The sequence below is a fragment of the Actinorectispora metalli genome, assembly GCF_056323685.1.
In genome coordinates, this window is record NZ_JBREYE010000001.1 from 3,407,786 (window position 1) to 3,429,451 (window position 21,666).

Consider the following 21,666-nt stretch of genomic DNA (forward strand, 5'->3'; position numbering starts at 1 on the left):
TCACGCCAACTGCGGGTGGGCCGACGGCTGGTCGGCCCACCACGGCTGGCTACCCGCGCCATTCGCGATGGCCTCCGTGTACAGCTTCGCGATGGTGTCCCCGATCAGCGAGATCTCCGCGTCCGTCACCGCATGACTGCGCCAGATCAGCGTGTAGCAACTCGCGATCGGCCCACCACGCAGCGGACGCACCGCGATGTTTGACTGAGCCAAATACGTGGGCTGCACCAGCGTCACCGCCTGGCCGTGCGCGACCAACTGCTCCGCATCACTGAGCTGGAGGTTCCGGTACACGATCCGGGGCTGGAACCCCGCTCGATCACACGCCGCCAGCAGCGCACCAAGGCTTCCGTCATCGCAGCTTGGCGGTGAGATCCAGTCCTGATCGGCCAACGCCTCCAGATCAATCTCATCGCATTTGGCCAGCGGATGATCCGCCGACAAGGCCAGCAGGATTGGCTGCCTGCTGACAATGCTGCGCTGCTCGGTATTGGGCGGAGTCGGCAGCCTCCGATCGGGATGTTCATGAATCAACGCCACATCAACCGAATGACCCGCCAGCAACTGCAACACCACGATGCCCGACGAATCGATCGTGGCGGTCACCTCGCGGTCCGGCAGATCCTGCCGCAACCTGCTCAGCAGCGCGCCGAAAAACCGAGTGGGCACCAAACCGAGCCGAAGCACCTGAGTCTGCACGGTCTGCTCGTGGATACCGGTGATCAACTCGCGGAACTCGGCCCTGATATTGCGCGCCCTGGCCAACACGAACCGGCCGAGGGGAGTGGGCACCACTCCGGTCGGGCTGCGGGTGAACAGCGGCCCTCCGGTGGCACGCTCGATCCGGCGCAGTTGCGCGGTGAGTGCCGGTTGGGACACACCCAGTTTGGGCGCGGCGCGCGATACGCTGCCGGCTTCGGCAAGGACACACAGAGCTTCTAGATGCCGAAAATCCAGCTCCATGAACGCACCGTATCAGAAGAAACTATCGGTTCTCATGAAGAACCTTTTAAATAATTCGCGATTGCGCATGTATCCGCTATCCGGCTGAACCGGATAAGCGTCCATGTCTCGGATACCGAGCGGTAACAATTCAGGTGCCGATTCACCCACATGCCAACTATTTGCATTCCGGGGAATCTCGCTCCAGCAAGGCCTGAGCGCGCAACGCGATTTCCATCGCCAGCCGCTGTTCCGGATCTTCCAGCCGGTCACCGAAAAGCTCCTGAAGCTGGTGCATCCGGTACCGCACCGTCTGCGCGTGGATGCCCAGCGCCTTCCCGACCTCGGGCGCACCACCGCGGTGCTCCAGCCAGGCCAGCAGCGTTTCCGACATCCGTCGCCGCTGCTTGGGCGTGAGGCCGTCCAACGGCGTGAGACAGCGCCGCCCCATCTCCTCGACCAGGAATTCGTCGCTGAGCAGCCACAACGTCGACAGGTGCTCGGCGCAGTGGGTGACCGGCTCATCCGGCAGGATCCCACGCTGCACCAGGGTCAGCGCGTGCCGCGCCCTGCGCAGCGACACCTTCGCCTCGGCCAACGCCACGCTGGGCCCGACCGCGGCCCGCCAGCCCTCGAGTTCCTCCGCCAACCGCACCAACTGCCGCTCGGGCGAGCCGGTCAGCAGGCACGGCTCGGCGCCCTCCAGGTCCATCAGCACCCCGTCCGGCAGCGCGGGCGTCGGCAGCCGGTTCTGGTCGGATCGCTGCTCCAGCGCGACTACCGTGACCTGCTGCGGCAGCGGCCAATCCGCACCCTCCGACAATTCGACCAGGGCCTGCGGAGACGCGGGCTCCTCGCCGAGGAGCAGTTCCAGTAGCCGCCGCCTGCGGCGTTCCCTGGTGCCCGCGGCCCTGGACTGCTCGGAGTTGTAGCCCGCCACCGCCAACGACGACAGCTCCTCCACATAGGTGAAGATCGCCTCGGCGTACAGGCTGATCAGGCTGGGCGTCGCGCCGATCTCCCTGACGAACGCGCCGACGTGCCGCCACGCCACCCGGCCGCCCACCCGACACGCCGTCTGCCAGGCGTCCATCGTGCGGCCCTCGCGGAACTCCACCCCGCCCAACTGGCGGAAGAACGTGTCCCACCCCGCGCGATGGGCGTTGGGGTTGCCCGCGTTGCTGATCGCGCCCACGATCGCCTGCTCGACCGCGGCCGCGACGACCTTGCCGTACTCGCTGTCCAACGGCTGCGCGTACTCGGGCACCGCCCGCCGGATCTCCTCCACCATGTCGCGCGCCATCCGCGCCACATACGGCTGGAACCGCGGTGTCAACTGCCGAGGGATGTAGCCCCATAACTGGGCAGACGGGCTCAGGTTCGGCTGGTCCTTCATCGGACCGTCGCCGGTGTGACCCTTCAGCATGATCGTCCTTCCCGAGGGGCAACGACGCCGGATTCGCTCTCCACGCAGCGCGTTGACAGATGAGACCGGAAACGGCGACCTGGAAGCACGTCGCAAACCGCAAATCCGCCGTTCCCGATTCAACCCAGGAACATCAATGACAAGAATGGACCAAAGAACCTTGTCCTGATGACAAAAACACCGGTCCGCATGGTGCTCCGGGTTACTTGTCTGCGAGATGACAACAAAGACCCCCGTCTTGCTGTCCCCGGCTCAAGTCACGCCGACCCAAAAGTGGTGACAGAACGGACAACCAGCCTTCTCGGACAACTCGACCCCCAAGATTTCTCAGGCGGGTGACAAGAAACCCGGATTTCCCCCGATTTGGCTGTGACCTGCGTGGACAGTCCGACCTGATCAGGCATGCAGGCCTTGCGGTGCTCTGATTCACGGAGTTAGTTTGCTTACAGATAGCTGAGTGGTTTCTCCGGTGTTACCCCGACAGCACCGGAGAGCGGCTTTACCTCCAAGGCACGGAAACCGCCATGAACCGGTGGCGGTTCCCTGCCCCTGCTGATTAATCGCGTGCCATGCGAGTTCTTTGTTTTCAGGAGACATACATGAGGATTGCCCTGTCGTCCAGATCCCGCCGTGCCTTGGCGGGTCTTGCTACCGGTGCGCTGGTGGCAGGCATGATGGGTTTTGTGGGCGCCGGCACCAGCTCCGCCGCCGTCACGCTGACCCTGAACTACAAGTGTCCGTTCCCGTTGATCGGTGAGCAGACGCTGATCACGAAGATCGAGGCGTCCGTTCCGGACTCGGCGACGGTCGGTCAGCCGACGCCGAAGTTCGACATCAAGGCCATCGTCACCGTGCCCGAGTCGGCCACCCAGGGTCTCAACCTGGTCGGCGCCAAGACCATCGAGGGTACGGCCGAAGCCGCCGCCACCCTGACCGCCCCCGACCTCACCCTGCCGGTGAAGGTGCCGATGACCATCCCGTCGACCCCCGTCGCGGCGTCGGGCACCTTCGAAGTGGTCGCCAGTGGCCAAGCCCCGTCCCTGACCTTCACCAAGTCGGGCACCGGCAAGATCACCGTCGGCGACTACGTCACCACGCTGACCCCGAAGGACGCCAGCGGCCAGCCCACCGGCCTTGGCACCTTCAACTCGGAATGCAAGCAGGAGCCCGGCCAGAACAACACCCTGGCGGAGTTCCCGATCACCGGTGGCGGTGGCACGACTCCGCCGAGCACCACCAACCCCACCACTCCGCCCAGCACCACGAACCCGACGACGCCGCCGAGCACGACCAAGCCGACGACGCCGCCGAGCACCACCACCCCGCCGGGTCAGGACGTGGAGCTCAACTACGACCTCAACGGCACCACGACCATCACGAAGATGAAGTCGGAACTGAAGGTCGGCCCCGGTGGGCTGAAGGTGAAGGCGAACCTGGGAACCGGTGCGGTCTCCGGTGACCTCGCGTTCCCGACCCAGAACAGCATCAAGTTCAACCTGTGGGGCTTCATCGAGGGCACCTCGAAGGTGAAGCTGGCGCCGGCAGGCAAGACCACCGGCACCATCCAGAATGGCGTGGTCAACACGACCAGCCCGGTGAACGTCATCCTGACCGAGGTCGTCGCCTTCGGCATCCCGCTGGTCAGCGGCGAGAGCTGCGCCACCGTTTCCCCGGCGCAGATCCCGCTCAAGTCCAACGCCGGTTTCGACCCCTTCAAGGGCGGCTCGCTGTCCGGCTCGTACGACCTGCCGAAGTTCGCTGGCTGTGGCTTCGTTGAAAGCTTCGTCAACGACATGGCCCCTGGCCCCGGCAACCCCATCACCGTGAACATCGTCAAGAAGTAAGCACCGAGAATCACCGAGCGGGCCCGGTCACACGACCGGGCCCGCTCGCTTCGTGCGTGGGTACTGCCGCGCGAGCCGTTCTCCTCAGCCCCGTTAGCAAAATAATTCCGACGCTGGTTGCCCCTAATCGAGGCCGATAATTTGACAGGTATGACTGCTGAACCCACCGAATACGACGTCGTCGTTGTTGGCTCGGGATTCGGGGGCAGCGTCGCCGCCCTCCGCCTCGTGGAAAAGGGCTACCGCGTCGCCGTGATCGAATCCGGCCGCCGCTTCGCCGACGACGAGTTCGCCAAGACCAGCTGGAACCTCCGCCGCTGGCTGTGGGCGCCGTGGCTGGGCTGCTACGGCATCCAACGCATCCACCTGCTCCGCGACGCCATGATTCTGGCGGGCGCCGGGGTGGGTGGCGGCTCGCTGGTCTACGCAAACACCATGTACCGCCCTCTCAAACCGTTCTACCGCGACCAGCAGTGGGCGCACATCACCGACTGGGAATCCGAGCTGGCGCCGTACTACGACCAGGCCAGCCGCGTGCTCGGCGTCGTCACCAACCCGACGGTGACCCCCGCCGACGAGGTCATCCAGAAGGTAGCCGCCGACATGGGCGTCTCCGACACCTACACCCCGACCCCGGTGGCCGTGCACTTCGGCAAGCCCGGCGAAACCGTCTCCGACCCCTACTTCGGCGGCATGGGCCCCGACCGCACCGGCTGCACCGAATGCGGCTCCTGCATGACCGGTTGCAGAGTGGGCGCCAAGAACACGCTGGTCAAGAACTACCTCTACCTGGCGGAGCGCCTGGGCGCCCAGGTTCTCCCGCTCACCACCGTCACCAACCTGCGTCAATGCGCGGACGGCACCTTCGAGCTGGAAACCCGCCGAACTTCCCGCTGGGGCAGGCGAGGCCGCCGCACCATCACCGCCGCGCGGGTGGTCCTGGCCGCAGGCGCCTGGGGCACCCAGAACCTCCTCCACCGCATGCGCGACAACGGCAGTCTCCCCGAACTCTCCGACCGCCTCGGCGTCCTCACCAGAACCAACTCCGAAGCCCTCTGCGGCACCGCGCGCCTGACCGTCGACGAGGCCCGCAACTTCAGCCAGGGGGTGGCGATCACCTCGTCCTTCCACCCCGACCCGAACACCCACATCGAACCCGTCCGCTACGGCAAGGGCAGCAACGCGATGGGGGTGCTGCAGACGTTCGCCACCGACCCCGCCCTGGGCCTGCCCCGCTTCCTCCAGGTCCTGAAGACCGCACTGCGCAACCCGATCAAGGCAGCCCGCCTCCTCGCGGGCCCCAGGTGGAGCGAGCGGACGATCATCCTCCTGGTCATGCAGAGCCTGGACAATTCGATCACCACCTACCTCCGCCGAGGCCTGTTCGGCCGCCGCAAGTACACCTCCAAGCAGGGCCACGGCGAGCCCAACCCCACGTTCATCCCCGCCGCGTACGAGGCCTCCCAGCTCACCGCCAAGCACATCGACGGGACCGCGGGCACCCTCTGGAACGACGTCTTCAACATCCCCCTCACCGCCCACTTCATCGGCGGCTGCGCCATCGGCACCGACGCGAGCACCGGCGTCATCGACCCCTACCACCGCGTCCACAACTACCCGGGCCTCTCCATCGTCGACGGCTCCGCCATCAGCGCAAACCTCGGCGTCAACCCCTCCCTCACCATCGCCGCCCAAGCCGAACGAGCCCTGTCCTTCTGGCCCAACAAGGGCCAACCCGACCCCCGCCCCACCCCCGGCACCCCCTACCGCCGCCTACCCGCAGTCCTCCCCACAACCCCCGCCGTCCCCGCCCACGCCCCAGCAGCCCTCCGCCCCACCTGACCGCCCACCTCCAGCCCCCACTCCCGAGTGCGCTAAGCTGACCAAGCCGCAGCCCACCAGGCCCGCGGCAGCACGCCCCCGTAGCTCAGGGGATAGAGCACCGCCCTCCGGAGGCGGGAGCGCAGGTTCGAATCCTGCCGGGGGCACCATTGAAGCCACGCACGACAGTCCGATCTTTGATCGGCTCTGGTGGGGAGATGTGTGCAAGGCGTCGAGGTGGGGCTCTGGCGCTGAGAGGACGACGTGGAGTTGCGGGTCGTAGCTAGTGATGGCGACTCAGTGAATTCCTGCGCAGCTTCCCATCGATCTCCTCTATCTCAGGTGGTACGAGTTAAGAAGCGCTGTATCAAGCAGGTCACGTGTAGCCAACAAGTTGACTTGTAACAGACAAGGCTGGCCAACAAGTACTGCTGGTGATTGGACGTAATCTCATTCACTCATACGCGGGTAAAGGTGCTGGTTCGGCAACCTGTCTATCCCGTTCGTCACTGTCTGCTTGTGAGTCCCGCTAGCATGTGTGGGCATGGAGAGGGCGGGCAGCGTTGTATGACTGAACCGATCGATAACCCAATTCTGAACTCGCCGTACGAGCAGCCGGACCGCTACTACGTTATCGGCAAGCAAGGGCCCACAGGGGAGATCAAGGACGGTCGTCGGCCGAGTGAGTCCTTCGTCCCGATCGCAGTCACCAAGAAACGGGGGCGCGGGCAGGACGCCGCGCAACTGGGCATCGACTTCGACCTGACCGGCGAGCGACGCGAGCGCAACACGTTGATCAACGACATCAGGCACGACGTCGCAAGATGGCGTCGTAGCGGCGAGTATGCGGGCGTCACGCCGATCAGCCGCAAGCTGCTTCAGCACTGGGCCGATCCCGTACGAGAGAATCGGGTGCTGTTCTGCCAGCGAGAAGCCGTCGAGACCGCGATCTTCCTCACCGAAGTCGCCGGTAGAACGCATGGCTATGCCGACTGGCGAAAACGACTGGAACCGGAGAACGAGGCGCACAACGACTGCCTGCCACGGATGGCGCTGAAGATGGCCACCGGTTCCGGTAAGACCGTGGTCATGGCGATGCTGCTCGTCTGGCAGACCCTGAACAAGGTGCAGTCGCCCCGCGACCCACGCTTCACCAACAGATTTCTGGTGGTGACGCCCGGCATCACGATCAAGGACCGCCTACGGGTGCTGCTGCCCGAAGATCCGGAGAATTACTACGACCAGCGCAATCTGATTCCGGCGGACCTCAAGGGCGGCCTCGAGCATGCCAGGATCGTCATCACGAACTATCACGCCTTCCAGTTGAAGGACGCCAAGGAAATCAAGGGTGTCGCCCGCAACACTCGCCTGCTGCTCAAAGGCGATCGTGTGGGGGACGCGTTCAAGGAGACCCCGAAGGCCATGGTCAGCCGGGTACTTCGCGATTTCGGCGGAGTCGGCAGCGAGAAGCAACAAATCATGGTGTTCAACGATGAGGCGCACCATTGTTACCAGGATCGGCCGCTGCAGGCCGATGCGGTTACCGAGCGGCTTAATAAGGATGAGCGGGAGGCCAACGACCAGGCACGCGTCTGGTTCCGGGGTTTGCAAGCCATCGAGCGGCACGTCGGCGTCAAGCAGGTCTTCGATCTCTCCGCGACACCGTTTTACCTCAGTGGCTCCGGTTACCAGGAGGGCCACCTGTTCCCATGGACGGTCAGCGACTTCTCACTGATGGACGCGATCGAGTCCGGAATCGTGAAGGTACCTCGTACCCCCGTGGACGATGATGCCGCCCACGAATTGGTCGTTTATCTCAGACTATGGGAATTCGTCGGTGGTCAACTACCGACGGGGTCTGCGAAGGCCAAGGTGGAGGACTGGATCCCGCCGCCCGAACTCGAGGGCGCGCTGCACAGCTTGTACCGCAGTTACCGGCGGGCATTCGAGCATTGGGAGAAGTCGCTGTTGCAGCACGGCGAAACGCCCCCGGTGTTCATCGTCGTCTGCCCGAACACCGTTGTGAGCAAGCTTGTCTACGACTGGATCGCGGGTGAGGAGATCGTCAACGGGGACGGTGCGATCGTTGCACACAGGCCAGGTAACCTCGACCTGCTGAGCAACGTGGTCGACGGCAAGCCGTTGACCAGGCCGCGCACCATCCTCATAGATTCGGCCCAGCTCGAGTCCGGCGAAGGTATGAAGGCCGATTTCAAACGCGACGCGGCAGCCGAGATCGCCGCATTCAAGGCGGACTACCGCCGTCGCTACCCCGGCGCCGACCTGGCGAAGATCACAGACGAAGAGCTGCTCCGCGAAGTGATGAATACGGTCGGCAAGAAAGGCAAGCTCGGCGAGCAAGTCCGCTGCGTGGTCAGCGTTTCCATGCTGACCGAAGGCTGGGACGCCAACACGGTCACCCATATCCTCGGAGTCCGTGCGTTCCGCAGCCAGTTGCTCTGTGAGCAGGTCGTGGGCCGAGGTCTGCGGCGACGGTCATATGCGGTCAACGACAGCGGATTCTTCGAGCCGGAGTACGCCAACGTTTATGGGATTCCGTTCCAGTTCATCTCCTCGGACAAGCCGATCAAGGACCCCCTCCCGCCGAAACCGGTGCGAGAGGTCGAGGCCCTCGCGGGCCGCGAGCACCTGCGGATCGAGTTCCCCAACCTGATGGGTTATCGGGTCGAGCTACCCGATGAGGAGATCTGGATCGACCTTGAGAACGCGCCGGCGTTCGAGATCGGATCCAATACCGTTCCTCGGTGGGTGGAGATGCAGGGCGTCGTCGGCAGCGCCGAACGGGAAAGCGGCGAGGACCGTGCCTACCGTGCCCAGGAGGTTGCCTATGCGCTCGCGAAACGCTTGCTCGACAAGGAGTTCAACACTGTCGAGGACAAGCGGCCGTGGTTGTTCCCGCGTCTCGCGGAGATCTGTCGGGAGTGGATCGATGACAAGGTCGTGTTGGCCGAAGGCTACGATCTCGGTTACCTGATACGGATCACCGAGGCGCAGATCGAGGCGGTGGAGAAGATCTGGGCCAGCATCACCAGGGACGCGGACCGCCGGGGCCGGCTGCGCCCGATCCTGAATCGCTTCAATCCCAAGGGCTCGACCGCCGATGTCTATTTCCAAACCCGCAAGAACACGGTCCCCGCGGAGAAGTCGGAAGTCTCGCACGTCACCCTGGACGGAACGGACGGCAACACCTGGGAGCAGTTGTTGGCTGCCGAGTTGGAGCTCAATCCGAACGTCGAGTCGTACGTCAAGAACGACCATCTGGGCTTCACGATCCCGTACGTCCACAAAGGACGGACCCATGCCTACCTGCCGGACTTCCTCGTCCGGCTCAAGAAGCCCGAGGGTGACACCGTAGAACGCACCTTGATCGTCGAGGTATCCGGCAGCAGGAAGAGCCCTGGTGAGGCCAGGGTGAAGGCGCAAACCGCGCGGGACTCGTGGTGTGCGGCGGTGAACAACCACACCGGATTCGGTCGGTGGGGCTATATCGAGATGCGCAACCCTGTGACGTTCAAAGTCAACCTCGCCGAAGCGATTCAGAACCTGTACGGAGACGCGCCGATCATCGGTGATCCGGACCTGCTCGATTTCGATATGAGGAGCGCTCGTGGCGCGTAAGCAGAACGCCAAGGGACCGACCCCCGTCGACGCGATCGAGCACGGTGACAAGCGGACCAACATTCCCACGGCCGACGCGCACGACTTCGTCGACCCGAGCGTGGAAGAGGTCCGCAAAGTCCGCTACGCCAGAGACGAGACCCTGGACCCGCAACTCGTCTGGCGCGAAAAGTACCCGCCCACGGAAGAAGCGGACTCGAGGGACAATGACCTGATCACAGACGCGCCGCCGATCTACATCCAAGAGAAAATCGACCCACGGGTCTTGGTCGAGAACCTCCGCAAGACGGTCCAGCGCCCCGATGAGGAACCGGAACTCGCGCTCTTCGAGTCCTTCGATGGACTTGACGAGCAGCAATCGGTGGACTTCTACCACCACCAGGCGAACTGGTCGAACCGGATGATCCTCGGCGACTCCCTACAGGTGATGTCCTCGCTCACCGAGCGGGAGCGGCTGCGCGGCAAGGTCCAGATGATCTACATCGACCCGCCATACGGCATCAAGTTCGGTTCCAACTGGCAGGTCTCAGCCCGCAGGCGGGACGTCAAGGACGGTAAAATGGAGGATGCCGCCCGCGAGGCCGAACAGATCAAGGCTTTCCGCGACACCTGGGAACTCGGCATCCACTCTTATCTGTCGTACCTGCGTGACCGATTGTTTGTCGCCCGCGACTTGCTCACCGAAAGCGGAAGCTGCTTCGTGCAAATCGGCGATGAAAACGTTCACTTGGTGCGCAGCCTGATGGACGAAGTCTTTGGCAGCGGCAACTTCGTGAGTCAAATCGCGTTCAAGACAACCACCGGTCAGACGTCTGATTTTATTCCAGGTGTCGTTGATTATGTTATTTGGTACGCTAAAGATCGCGATCTGGCGAAGTTCCGTCCTTCCTACGTCCCGCGTGCAATCGAAGGAGATGCGAACTACCGATATGTGCAGGAATCTGGAACTATTCGAACGCTGACCAGTCACGAGTTGCGAAATGTCGATCGACTTTATGCCGCAGGGGCTCAGGTTTGTAGAGCAAATCCACTGACATCGCAGACGGTCCGGGTTGGTAGGACGACCGTATTTCCCGTGGAGATTAACGGTTCTATCTACCGTCCGCGAGCCGGAGGATGGAAGACGAACGCTCAGGGAATGCACCGTCTGCGGATTGCTCGACGGCTAATGCCTATGGGCAACACTCTCACCTTTGTGAGGTTTTTTTCAGATTTTCCATATCAAGCGGTATCGTCGTCCTGGGATGACACTCGGCAAAGTGGCTTCGGTGAAGCAAAGGCATATGTAGTCCAGACTGCGACAAAGGTTATCGAACGCTGCATCCTCATGTGCACTGATCCGGGTGATCTCGTCCTCGACCCCACCTGCGGCTCCGGTACTACCGCTTATGTTGCCGAACGATGGGGACGGCGATGGATCACCATCGACACGTCACGGGTCGCACTGACGCTGGCTCGTCAGCGGATCATGGGAGCAAAGTATCCATGGTATCTGCTCGCCGATTCCGTTGAGGGGCATGCGAAGGAGACGGCGCTGAGTGGAAAGGTGCTGCCGCGACAGGAGTTCACCAACGATATTCGGCACGGGTTCGTCTACGAGCGCATCCAGCACATCACGTTGAAGTCGATTGCGAACAACTCGGACATCAAGGAGGGTATGAACCACGAGCAGGTTGACGCAGCGATCAAGCGGCACGCCGATTATGAGCCCCTTTTCGACAGGCCATACGAGGACAAGAAGAAGCTCAGGGTCTCCGGGCCGTTCACCGTCGAATCGCTGAGCCCTCACCGTGCGCTCGCTTTCCCCGGAACGAGCGGCGCAAGCCATGAGTCCGGCAGCGAGACCGAGGCTGCGAAGGCAGCCGACGCGCCGACTTTCGAGCAGACGATCCTCGACAACCTCGCCAAGGCCGGTATCCAAAATGGGCGGCGCGAGGAGCGCATCCAATTCACCTCATTCGAGAGCTACGCAGGTGATCACATCCAGGCGGTTGGTGTGCAGGCCACCGAGGACGGCACGATTGCACCCCGCGTGGCGATCGCCATCGGGCCGCAGTACGGCACCGTGAGCCCGTTCTACGTCAAGCAAGCAACTCGGGAAGCGATCCAAGCTGAAGATGTAGATCTACTGTGCATCCTGGGCTTCGCGTTCGACCCAATGGTCACCGGCGTGACCGAAGAGGACGGCGTATCGGTGGAAACGTCCGAGGACGGCTTCGCCAACGTGGCCGCCACCCGTAAGTTTGGACGCATCTCGGTGCTCATGGTGCGAATGAACACGGATCTGCTGATGGGTGAGGAACTCAAGAAGACGGGCGCGGGCAACCTGTTCACCGTGTTCGGCGAGCCGGACATCGACCTCGAACGAATCGATGACGAACTCGTCGTGCACCTGAAGGGCGTCGATGTCTATGACCCTACGACCGGAGTGGTACGCAGTCGGGACACAGGCCGAGTCGCTTTGTGGATGATTGATACCAACTACGACGAGAAGTCCTTCTTCGTCCGCCATTGCTACTTCACCGGCGGCAACGACCCGTACAAGCGGCTCAAGACCGCGCTCAAAGCCGATATCGACCCCGAGGCGTGGGAGTCGTTGTACGCCACCACGTCCCGGCCGTTTCCCAAACCGGAAACCGGCAAGATCGCTGTCAAGGTCATCAATGACTATGGCGACGAGGTCATGAAGGTCTTTGGAGTGCGCGATGCCGCCCACTAATCGTTCGCTCGACGACGGATTCTCTGGTCTGATCCCGCAGACCGACGACGAAATACGAAGTGCGATGCGGGGAGCGCTGCTGAGCCTGGACGCCAACGTCCTGCTCAACTTCTATCGATACAGCCCTGCGGCACAAGCCGCCCTTCTTGATGTGCTTCGTGCCGCTGGAGACCGAGTCTGGGTGAGCCACCAAGCGGCGCGTGAGTTCTGGCGCAATCGTTGTTCCGAGATCGACGACCGAAACAAAGCGACCGATGAGGTCGGTAAGGCGTTGTCGAAGAATCAGACTGGTGCACTCGACAGCATCGCTAGTTGGGCCAAGCAGCGCGCCATCCCCAAAGGTATTGAGAACCGGGTCCGAGAGCGAATCATCACCGGGTTCGCCGACGCACTCCAGTTGATCAACGATGAGACGGGCCCGGATAGCCGCGTAAGCTACAACACCGCCACCGACTCCGTAGTCGGAATGCTGCGCAAACTGCTCGACGGCAAGGTCGGGCCCCCGTTGTCCTCCGAGGAACATGGGCAAGCCGTCGAGGAGGCTCACCGCCGAGTCAACGAGGGAATCCCGCCCGGTTACAAGGATGCGGAGAAGAAGGGCGAGGACGGGGCCGCGGGCGACTACCTCGTCTGGCACCAATCGGTGCTCGAGGCCAAGCGACGAGACGTTCCACTGGCGATCGTGACCGCAGACGAGAAAGAGGACTGGTGGTGGCGGCATCGAAATGTGTTCATGGGTCCTCGCCGCGAGCTGATCGAGGAGTTCGCCTGCCACAGCAGGCACCCGCTGCTGTTCATCCGGCCGACTCAGCTCATAGATCATGCCTCGGCCCTCAATATCACGGTCAGTGAGGAAGCGGCATTCGACGTGGCGCGCGGTAGCGCTCCGGCGACGCCCCGATGGAATGCCGACGCAGTCCACGAGCTGTTACGTCGTCTCGATGCAGAGGGCGCAGTCCAAGCTGACGTTATCCGTCATGCCGCGGGCGAAGGCGGGCTCATCGACCGGGACAAGATCTATGAGATCGCTGGCTACGCCGAGGAACGAATGCTTCGCGGATTCACGCGGCCGACCGCGCGGATCACTCGCGATCTGCAGAATGAGGGATTGCTGGACGATGGCGTCGAATCGATGCTGTCGCCGATTTACAAGGATGTTACGGTCATCAGCTTCGAGATACCGCTCGACGTCGTGGAAATACTGGCAGCCGACGATAACACCGGAAAATAAGCCAGCAGCCTTCGGCGGCGAGTTCCACTCGATCTCGACTCATCCCGTGAGCGGTTCGAAATCGATGCTTCTCGCTGGAAGTGAATTCTGCCGCGAGCCCGGTTTGATCAAGTTGTCTCGAAGATCAGGCTAGCTCCCTAACTGAGCTCGCCGGCAAGTAGCAACACATCCCGTTAGGGGATCTGTGAGGTTTTCAGGTGCTGGTGCTGCCGTGGCGGCAGTGGTAAGCGGCTCATCTGTGAGCCAGGCATGGGCCCGTATTGCGCTTATGTCAACTCGGAGTGCACGGGCTCAGCAGCCCAGGCCGGTCGGCACCAACTGGGACGGATGGACGGTAAGGCGGTGACGTGGCGACGAAGTGACCCTGATGAAACTCGGCTGTTGGACGGGGAAGCGGGAGGCTGAGATGGCGGGCATACGCTGGTTCGCCACCATAGCCAAAATCAGGCTTGGGGATGGCGATCAGCCGCTATTGATGAGGTTTAGTGCCGCTTCGATGGGTTTGAGCTTGGGGTTGCCCATCCCGAAGCTCTCGATTGCGCGGCGATGGAGGTCAACCAGGGTATGCGCGGCGGCAGCTGTGTCGCCGCGGGCGTACTCGGTGGTGGCGCGTTGGATGGTCGCGGTGATGTCGGCATCGGTGAGGAAGTCTTGCCGCCGCCGGGCGCGGAACGGCTGCGTGGTTTGGGTGCGGTTCCTGGCAGGCGCCTCCGGAGGGCGGACCTTGTCCGGGGTGCGGTACGGAATCGTCACGTCGGGCTTGAGCACGGGGCTGGGCTCGGCTGCCCCTTCGATGGGCAGAGACGGTCCTAGGATGGTGAGCACGTCTTCGATCCCTGGCCTATCGCGGATATTCTTGGCCAACAGGCCAAGTGTGAGGTCCTCCAGATCGCGGGGCACCCAGTTGTCGACCTGTGACGGGGGCTCCGGAAGGTCCCCCAAATGTTGATCTTGCAATGACTTGCTGTTATCTTCGGAAAACGGCGGTCTTCCGGTCAGCAGGAAGTAAAACACGCAACCCAGACTGTAGAGATCGGATTGCACGACCGGATCCATGTTGCAGAACCGTTCCGGCGCGGTGTAAGCGTCGGTCCCGACGAAATTCTTGGTGTATCTCGACGCGTCCCCGGTCAACGGTAGTGCGATGCCGAAATCGATTACGTACACCACGCCGTTCTCGCCAACCATGAGGTTGTCAGGCTTCAGGTCACGATGCAGGATGTTCGCCTTGTGACACGCGGCCAATGTCTTCGCGACGGACGCGCCAATTGAGGCGAACTCGATTCGCCTGGGAAGGTTGTCTCTGCGGTACTGGGTCAGCCTCTGTCCCTGAATATAGGTCATCGCGATGTACGGCAACATATCGTGTTCACCGTCGCCGACCATAGTTGGGATGTTCGGATGATTGAGCATACGCAGTGACCGGGCTTCTCGAACGAATCTCTTCATGGTTCGGTCGTAAGCCTCTGGTGCCAGATCGGCGGTGCCCGGCAGTTGGGGGACCTTGACAACCACCTTCTTCTTCGACTGGCGATCCTGCGCGATGTAGGCGACTCCCATACCGCCCTCGCCCGCCTCCTCGCCGATCTGGAACCGATGGCCGATGAGAGTTCCAGGGATCAAACGCGTCCGGGATCCCCTTGCGGTGCTTGTCATGGACACGAACCGTAACCGATCGAGTCCGTCCACCGTGTAACATTCGGGCGTTTCGGGTGATCATCATGTCGATGAGGCCGTATGAGAATGGGAACAAGAGTCGTCGGGATGTGGGGAAGCACTTGGGGCAGGTGGTCCGCGTCGGCGCCACCGACACCGATTCCGCCGGGTGCCCCCAGGCACTGGCGATCAAGGTACGTCCGGGACGGCAGGGCCACACCCGCGGCGGTTTAGCGCTGCAAGACTTCACCCTGGGTCCCCTGATGGCCGCGCTCGACCAAGTTGAGTTCGACGGGCACGACGAGGAGGCAGTGGTCGAGGAGCTCGTACGGACACAGGGAGTTTTCAGTTCCTGCAAGGCTCCGGCGCACCCCGGCCTGGTTTCCTGGTCGGTTGAAGCCTTTCGCAACTACCGGACCGCTTGGCGGGCCCACCAGGCCACGGTCGCCACCCGGTGCTCACGTCCCGTGCGGTCGCGGTGGATGATCGAGCATCGCCGTGATCTTCCTGACCATCGTGGTGTGCATCGTTACGAACAGACCTGCTGGGGACGCCGGTATGAATCCGAAGACGGGTCCGTCCGGGAGGTGTGGCTGCTGGGTTTCACTACGCCGAAGGAGCGGCCTTCGGTCGTCTACGCGATGGCGGCCAATGTCGCCGCGTTCGGGGGGCGAGGGGTACCGGAGCGCGTGCGTGTGGTCGTGTTCGGGGCGATGTTGCCCGTCGCCCAGCAGCTTATTGAACAGACTGTCGAGAAGGTTCGACAACGTGCCCGGGATGAGGTGGCCCCGAGGCTCCTGGCGATCGTCGACGGCACCGAACGGCGAGCAGGTGGTGACTGCGCACAGTGCCCGTTGACACCTGAGTGCGCCGCACTTCCCTCGGGCGACCTGCTGCCGGACGTTCTGGCGGTCGGCGGCCCGAGGCGGGCTCTCTCCGTCACCGACCTGCGGTACTACCGGTCCTGCCCGGCGCAGTATCACCTGCGAAGGCAACTGCACATCCACGACATCGACACCACCGAGAGCCAAGCGGTGGTCGTTGGCCGGGCCGTCGATGCCGCGCTGCGGGCTCGCCACGATGGGGGTTGGCGATCCCGTCGGTGCGGACCTGACGAACCGGTGGACGAGGCCATCACCGCACTGTCGGAGGAGAGCCGTCGCACAGCGAGCCTAATGCTCGCCCACCACTCAAAGTTGTGCCCGTTCCCCCACGTCGATATGAACGACGCCGAGACTCGGAACCTCGTTGTCGTCCACGACAAGAGGCTGGAGGTGGTCTTCGTCGCCGCTCCCGACCTCCTGTACCCGCGGTTCGGTGGTTGGGTGTGGCGAGAGACCAAGACCTCGATGCGGAGGCTGTCGCGTGATCGCCCTCTGCTACAGCAGGTTCCCCAATTGGCTTTGGCGGTCTTGATTCTGGCGTCGGGAACTCTCGGGCGCGACGTCGGCCGGTCCCGGGTTGAATTCGAGCAACTGCGCCCGGACGGATGTGCCTTGGAAGAATTGGACCCCGGAAATCCGGCGGTTGTGGCGGAGGCCCGCGAGGTCCTCGGCAGCATGGTGGGCCGACTGCTAGCCGACACCACTTTTGAACCGACCCCCGGTCGGCATTGCCGAGACTGCCAGGTCCGGCGCTGGTGTGTGCCGGGTTCACAGCACATTGCCTGGCAGACGGGAGTCCCGGTCTCGTGATGGATGACAGCCAGGACGAGCATCTGCTCGGCGCTGTGGCCGGTGCTTTGGTGAGGATTGACGAAATCCGGAACCTGACGGCGTTCCACATGCCCTATCCGTCGCCGGTTCAGCGGGCGATGGACCAGATTGTGCTGCACTGCCTGCGCCGACGTGCTCTGCCGCCCAGGTCCGTGCCTGGGCTGGTTCGGTGGGGATATGAGCGGCCTCTGGGTGCTTGGCCGTTGATATTGCCCGAAGCCGTGTACCCAGCGGACGAGTATCTCGTCGATGATCGGTCAGGTGCTCCGACGGAGCTCTGCCATGAGATCGCACTCTGCGCCGAGACCGCCAACCCCCTGCGGGATGCATCGCGTCGGATGGCGGTGATGGGCACTATTGCCGCCGAGCGCAACCAGATTACCGCGTTCGGCACGATGCGACGTGTATTGGCGATGCACCCGGTATTCACCAACGACCACTTCAACAACGTGCGTTTCTCCAACAGGCTGGGCGCACTGGACGAGTACCTTGGCGACTTTTACCGCCAGGTCGGACCTGAGTACGTAGTTGAGAACGTGATCTACCCCTGTGCTCTCTGCGGTACCCCACTGCGCCCAACCGCCGCGGGTAACTGGTGGTGTGAGCGGGAGGAATGCGGTATGTCGGGTGCGGTGTCTCCCGGTGATCCACTGGATTGGGATGCCAAGATTTTGATGCAGATAGACAGAAGGCACCGGCAGTTCGTCTCCGGTCCGAGTCGCGCGGCACTGCGTATCGGGGGAGGCCTGTCACTGCCCGGCGTGACGGTCCGGAACTGGCCGACGCAGGGACCTGGTGACTTGCGGGTGGAGGTGTCCGGTAAGCGCGGATGGACCGTGGCCGTTGTCGACTGGCACAGCCCCGCGTTGCTGGGCAATGCCATCGCGGCTGCGGTGAGCTCGTACGGCGCCGACACCATCGTGTGGGTCGTCGCCCAGTACCGGGTCGATGCTGACGCCGACTACCTGCGGGTCATGCGCGAGCACGCCGCCGCGGCGACCGGTACTGCCCGAGTGTGCTCAGAAGCGGAGTTCATCGCGATGGTCCGCCGCCACACCGAGGAGACCGGACGTGCGTAGCAGGAGTTGGTACTCCGACATAACCGACGCCCTCAAGCAAACCACGCTGAGGGCGCCGCTCGAGGTCCTATGTCCTGTCGAACTGGGCCTGACCCTGTTGCACAGAATCGATAAGGGGCAGCCGCCGACGTCCGTGTGGGCGCTGTTGGGTGGCTACCCGTTCGCCCAGGCCGCAGGCCTGGCCGACGGGCTGGAGCGGCAGTGGATGATCGCTTGCGCGCGACATCGCTTGTGGCCTTTGCGCAGACGAGAGGCATGGATTCAGGCGCTCAAGGATTACCAGAAACTGGATTCCGATCTCCGCGCCTTTCGTGTCGCCAAGGGCCTCGGCTCGTTCGAGTGGACCGGAACGCCCGCGCTGCTCAAGCGATTCGAGGTCTACGACCAGGCACTGCGAAGGCTACCCGACCTCGTCGATCGGCGTCTCACACCGGCGGGGGCGGGTCGCTATCACTACTTCGACCGCGATGAGCGCGTGGAGATCGAGATTCCGGACGACATTGCGGACCGGCCGAAAACATCCCCAAGGCATGACTTGACAGTCCGTACCGCGACCAATGGCTCTCCCCTGGAGATCCCTTGGGCCGAGTTGGAGGAGACCGCCGCGTGGATGGACAGCTACGCCACCGCGGAAGGCGGGCGGACCAACTGGCACGCCAGCGTCCAGTCCACCCGCCTGCTCGTCCGGGACTCGCACGGACACGATTTCATCGATGTCGACGGAGGTGCCGACGGCGACAAGGTCCTGCGACTCGACGGACTCTTGCATGCGGTTGGCATGGTCGGGGTGGGGAAGAGCACGCTGATGAAAGTTCTCGCGGTGTGGGCGGCCCGTCGGGACAAGCCGCTGCGGGTGACGCTGGTGGTGAGCGACGTTGCCGAACAGTTGCGCGCGGCGGCCGAACTCCGCGGCTTCCTCGGTGATCGCGCGGTGGTGCCGGTAATCGGATCGTCGACACGCGAGCAGCACGTGGAAGCGCTCCATCGCAGGTTGGCGGCGAATGGGCATCCGCTGTTGACCGGGCACCATGAGGAGGCTGGGTTCGGTGACCTGAGCACTGTCTGCCCGCTCGACGCCCTCCGCGTCACGGACATGCCAGTGCGATCAATCGACGCACCGTGTTCGCGGCTCTACAACGCCGACCGTGAGCCCGAAGGACGTCCGCGCCCGTCGGGCTGTCCGTTGTGGCACGAATGCCCGCGGCACAGCACCGCTCGCGATCAAGTCGACGCGAGCGTGTGGATCGCCAATATGGCCTCGCTGGTCATGAGCCCGGTACCCGCGGAGCTCAGTGGCGTGCGCCTGCGCCAACTCGAACTGGCCTGCCTGCGCAGCGACATCATCGTGGTTGATGAGGCGGACCGGGTGATGATGAACTTGGACATGGTGTTCGCGCCCACGGTCACGCTTGTGTCCCGTGGACCCAATTCCTGGCTAGATACCCTGCACACGCACAACATCCGCGAGCTCGCCCAGGAAGGTCGCCTGCAACTGTCCAACCGGAAGGTGCGGGACTGGGAGGTGGCGCTGTCGGTGGTCACCAGCGCCACGAACCTGCTCTACTCGATGCTGGTTGCGGACGAGGACCTGCAAGAGTGGGTGGGGGTCGAGTACTTCAACTCGTGGACGCTGCAAGCGAGAATCCTGTCCGAGCTGTTCCCGCCGGGCGATGACAAGCCGACCGCCGCGCAGAAGAACTCGGCTGATCCGGTGGACGAGCCCAAGTCACCTCGCAGCCAAGCCGAGAAGGTATTCGACCAGTTCCGCGATGACCCGTTGGGCGACAACGGCCCCTATGACACCGCGGCCGACCGATTGGCCGCGGCGACGCAGGACCTGCTGCACACGCTGAACCCCCAGGCGGCTGCGAAGCGGTTGGAACAGTTGCTCGACGAGCTGAGGGCGATCGGAACGGACACCGAACCCGGTCCCGCAGATGAAGGCGCCAACCTCAGCCCGGCAGGTGAGGACATAAAGCCCGGCTCAGCGACCGAGGACGCTGACACAAATGAAGCGACCGAGGATGTGCCCCTTGTGCGCAAGCTGGAGTTCGCGTTGCTGCTGTCGGCCCTACACCACCGGCTGGACCGGTTGACCTACCTGTGGCCACAGGTCGAGGACGCGATGCGGCTCGACTCCACGGACAACGAGCTGGTCCGCAGACCGCCGATGGACTACATGCCGCTGGTGCCCGAGTCCCCGATGGGCAACGTCCTGGGCTTCCAGTACGTCGTCGACAAGCAGGACACCGAGGGGGGCGGGATGACCGGGACACTACGCTTCTTCCGATGCACTGGGGTCGGCAGGGAACTGCTGCTCTCGCTTCCCTCGCTGGGCGCCGACGTCCCTGCGGGCCGCAGTGGCCCCCACGCGCTGCTGTTGTCGGGCACCAGCTGGGCCGGGACTTCCACCCGGGCACACGTCATCATCCCCGTCGGCGCTGTCCTCAGGCCATCACCCGAGGCCGAGGAACAGCTGCGGAGCACCGTATTCACCACGCGGTTCCTCTACGACGGCGATGGAAAACCCATCAGCCTCTCCGGGCAGAGAAGCAAGGTACGGCCGTCAGTGCTGCGGGTATTGGTCGACAAGCTGGGCAGGCCTGGACCCAGCGGGATTCCGCCATTGGAGGAGGAGATCCGGGCAGTCAAGGAGCCTGAAAGGCAACGCGCCCTGCTCCTCGTCGGCAACTACGAGGACGCCAGAGCAGTGGCCGACCAGTTGAACGCCATGCCCGCATGGCGCGGCCACGTCAGAGCGCTCGTGGCAGACGATGCCGACCTCTCCGAGGCGGTCGCCGGCGGTGCGGACGACGTCGCGCGGGCTGGGGTACTGCGCCGCGGGGACGTAGGGCTCTTCGCCACCGATTCCATGGCCAGGGTGCTCGTCGCGCCGATGCTCGCTATTGAGCGAGGGCACAACATTCTCATCAAGGAGAGCGATAAGGCGGCGATCGGTGTGGCGTTGTTGCTCACCAGGCCTCATCCCGTGCCCACCGACGTCGGACTGTCCGTGTTCGCGGTCAACGACTGGGAGAGCCGCTTCATTCGTGGCCTGTACCAGCCTGCGGAGTCCGAGCCTGCGTCCCTGACGGAGTTGGTTGCCGCACATGACTCGCTTGACGCCGCCGCCCAGGAGTTCCGTGCTCTGGCGCGCAGCAAATGGGGCTGGTTGCTGACCCGCCCGTACCGGTACTCCAAGCTGAGCGATATGGAACTGCGCTCCTTCGCATGGGACCAGTTGGTCGTCCTTTGGCAGGTGATCGGCAGGCTTGTTCGTGGCGGAATGGCCGCCCGGGTCGTGTTCGTCGACGCACAGTTCGCCCCCAGACTTGCCGCGGCTAAAGCGCCCGTCGACCCGCGGCCAGCCCCGCGGTGCGACGACGTGCGGAGCAGCCTGTTGTACGGCATTAGAGAAGCCTTGCGCCCGTACTTCGCTCCCAGGCAGGGCGACGTAGTCAACCCTGCGGACGTCCGTCTCGCGGATCTGCTGTACAAACCGGTCTACTCGGCGTTGTGCACGATGCTCGACCAGATCGAACTGGACAGCATCGAGCTGGACGGCGTCGTCACCGACATCGGGAAGGGATGACC

The 21,666-nt window shown here is 63.4% G+C and carries 11 protein-coding genes and 1 tRNA gene; 9 read left to right on the forward strand and 3 right to left on the reverse strand.

The annotated features are described in order from the left end of the window. Both ACU6XJ_RS16035 and ACU6XJ_RS16040 read right to left on the reverse strand, forming a co-directional pair. Complete coding sequence (locus ACU6XJ_RS16035) at positions 1 to 963, reverse strand: LysR family transcriptional regulator (RefSeq protein ID WP_476311809.1); 963 nt, start codon at positions 961 to 963, stop codon at positions 1 to 3. Between the two features lie 157 nt (positions 964 to 1,120). Beyond that, positions 1,121 to 2,368, reverse strand: a complete 1,248-nt coding sequence (locus tag ACU6XJ_RS16040; protein ID WP_476311811.1) for a PucR-like N-terminal domain-containing protein — start codon at positions 2,366 to 2,368, stop codon at positions 1,121 to 1,123. 599 nt (positions 2,369 to 2,967) lie between these two features. Here ACU6XJ_RS16040 and ACU6XJ_RS16045 point away from each other — a divergent pair. The 6 genes from ACU6XJ_RS16045 to ACU6XJ_RS16070 all read left to right on the forward strand — a co-directional run bounded on the left by ACU6XJ_RS16045 (position 2,968) and on the right by ACU6XJ_RS16070 (position 13,622). Beyond that, positions 2,968 to 4,212, forward strand: coding sequence for a DUF6801 domain-containing protein (locus tag ACU6XJ_RS16045; RefSeq protein ID WP_476311814.1), 1,245 nt, complete (start codon positions 2,968 to 2,970; stop codon positions 4,210 to 4,212). A gap of 150 nt (positions 4,213 to 4,362) precedes the next feature. Continuing rightward, positions 4,363 to 6,054: an FAD-dependent oxidoreductase gene (locus tag ACU6XJ_RS16050; RefSeq protein ID WP_476311817.1), complete on the forward strand. Its 1,692-nt coding sequence runs from the start codon at positions 4,363 to 4,365 to the stop codon at positions 6,052 to 6,054. 74 nt (positions 6,055 to 6,128) lie between these two features. After that, positions 6,129 to 6,203 (forward strand) — tRNA-Arg (locus tag ACU6XJ_RS16055). 397 nt (positions 6,204 to 6,600) lie between these two features. Then, positions 6,601 to 9,672 (forward strand): BPTD_3080 family restriction endonuclease, encoded by a 3,072-nt coding sequence (locus ACU6XJ_RS16060; protein ID WP_476311819.1) that lies wholly within the window; start codon positions 6,601 to 6,603, stop codon positions 9,670 to 9,672. Then, the gene (locus ACU6XJ_RS16065) at positions 9,662 to 12,391 is read left to right on the forward strand and encodes a site-specific DNA-methyltransferase (RefSeq protein WP_476311822.1); all 2,730 of its coding nucleotides are present in this window, start codon (positions 9,662 to 9,664) and stop codon (positions 12,389 to 12,391) included. Before ACU6XJ_RS16060 ends, ACU6XJ_RS16065 begins: the two co-directional genes overlap by 11 nt. Further along, positions 12,378 to 13,622, forward strand: coding sequence for a PIN-like domain-containing protein (locus ACU6XJ_RS16070; RefSeq protein WP_476311824.1), 1,245 nt, complete (start codon positions 12,378 to 12,380; stop codon positions 13,620 to 13,622). Before ACU6XJ_RS16065 ends, ACU6XJ_RS16070 begins: the two co-directional genes overlap by 14 nt. A 462-nt stretch (positions 13,623 to 14,084) precedes the next feature. Here the strand turns inward: ACU6XJ_RS16070 and ACU6XJ_RS16075 are convergent, their stop codons facing one another. Beyond that, positions 14,085 to 15,278 carry a serine/threonine-protein kinase gene (locus tag ACU6XJ_RS16075; protein ID WP_476311826.1) on the reverse strand — a complete coding sequence of 398 codons (1,194 nt, stop codon included), beginning with the start codon at positions 15,276 to 15,278 and terminating at the stop codon, positions 14,085 to 14,087. A gap of 131 nt (positions 15,279 to 15,409) precedes the next feature. On the opposite strand from ACU6XJ_RS16075, the gene ACU6XJ_RS16080 reads away from it, so the two are divergent. The 3 genes from ACU6XJ_RS16080 to ACU6XJ_RS16090 are packed head-to-tail and all read left to right on the forward strand — an operon-like array spanning position 15,410 to position 21,664. Continuing rightward, the gene (locus ACU6XJ_RS16080; protein ID WP_476314052.1) at positions 15,410 to 16,972 is read left to right on the forward strand and encodes a PD-(D/E)XK nuclease family protein; all 1,563 of its coding nucleotides are present in this window, start codon (positions 15,410 to 15,412) and stop codon (positions 16,970 to 16,972) included. Then, positions 16,972 to 18,072, forward strand: coding sequence for a pPIWI_RE_Y domain-containing protein (locus ACU6XJ_RS16085; protein ID WP_476311828.1), 1,101 nt, complete (start codon positions 16,972 to 16,974; stop codon positions 18,070 to 18,072). The genes ACU6XJ_RS16080 and ACU6XJ_RS16085 overlap by 1 nt, the downstream gene beginning before the upstream one ends. Then, positions 18,065 to 21,664: a pPIWI_RE_Z domain-containing protein gene (locus ACU6XJ_RS16090; RefSeq protein WP_476311831.1), complete on the forward strand. Its 3,600-nt coding sequence runs from the start codon at positions 18,065 to 18,067 to the stop codon at positions 21,662 to 21,664. The genes ACU6XJ_RS16085 and ACU6XJ_RS16090 overlap by 8 nt, the downstream gene beginning before the upstream one ends. Positions 21,665 to 21,666 lie beyond the last annotated feature (2 nt).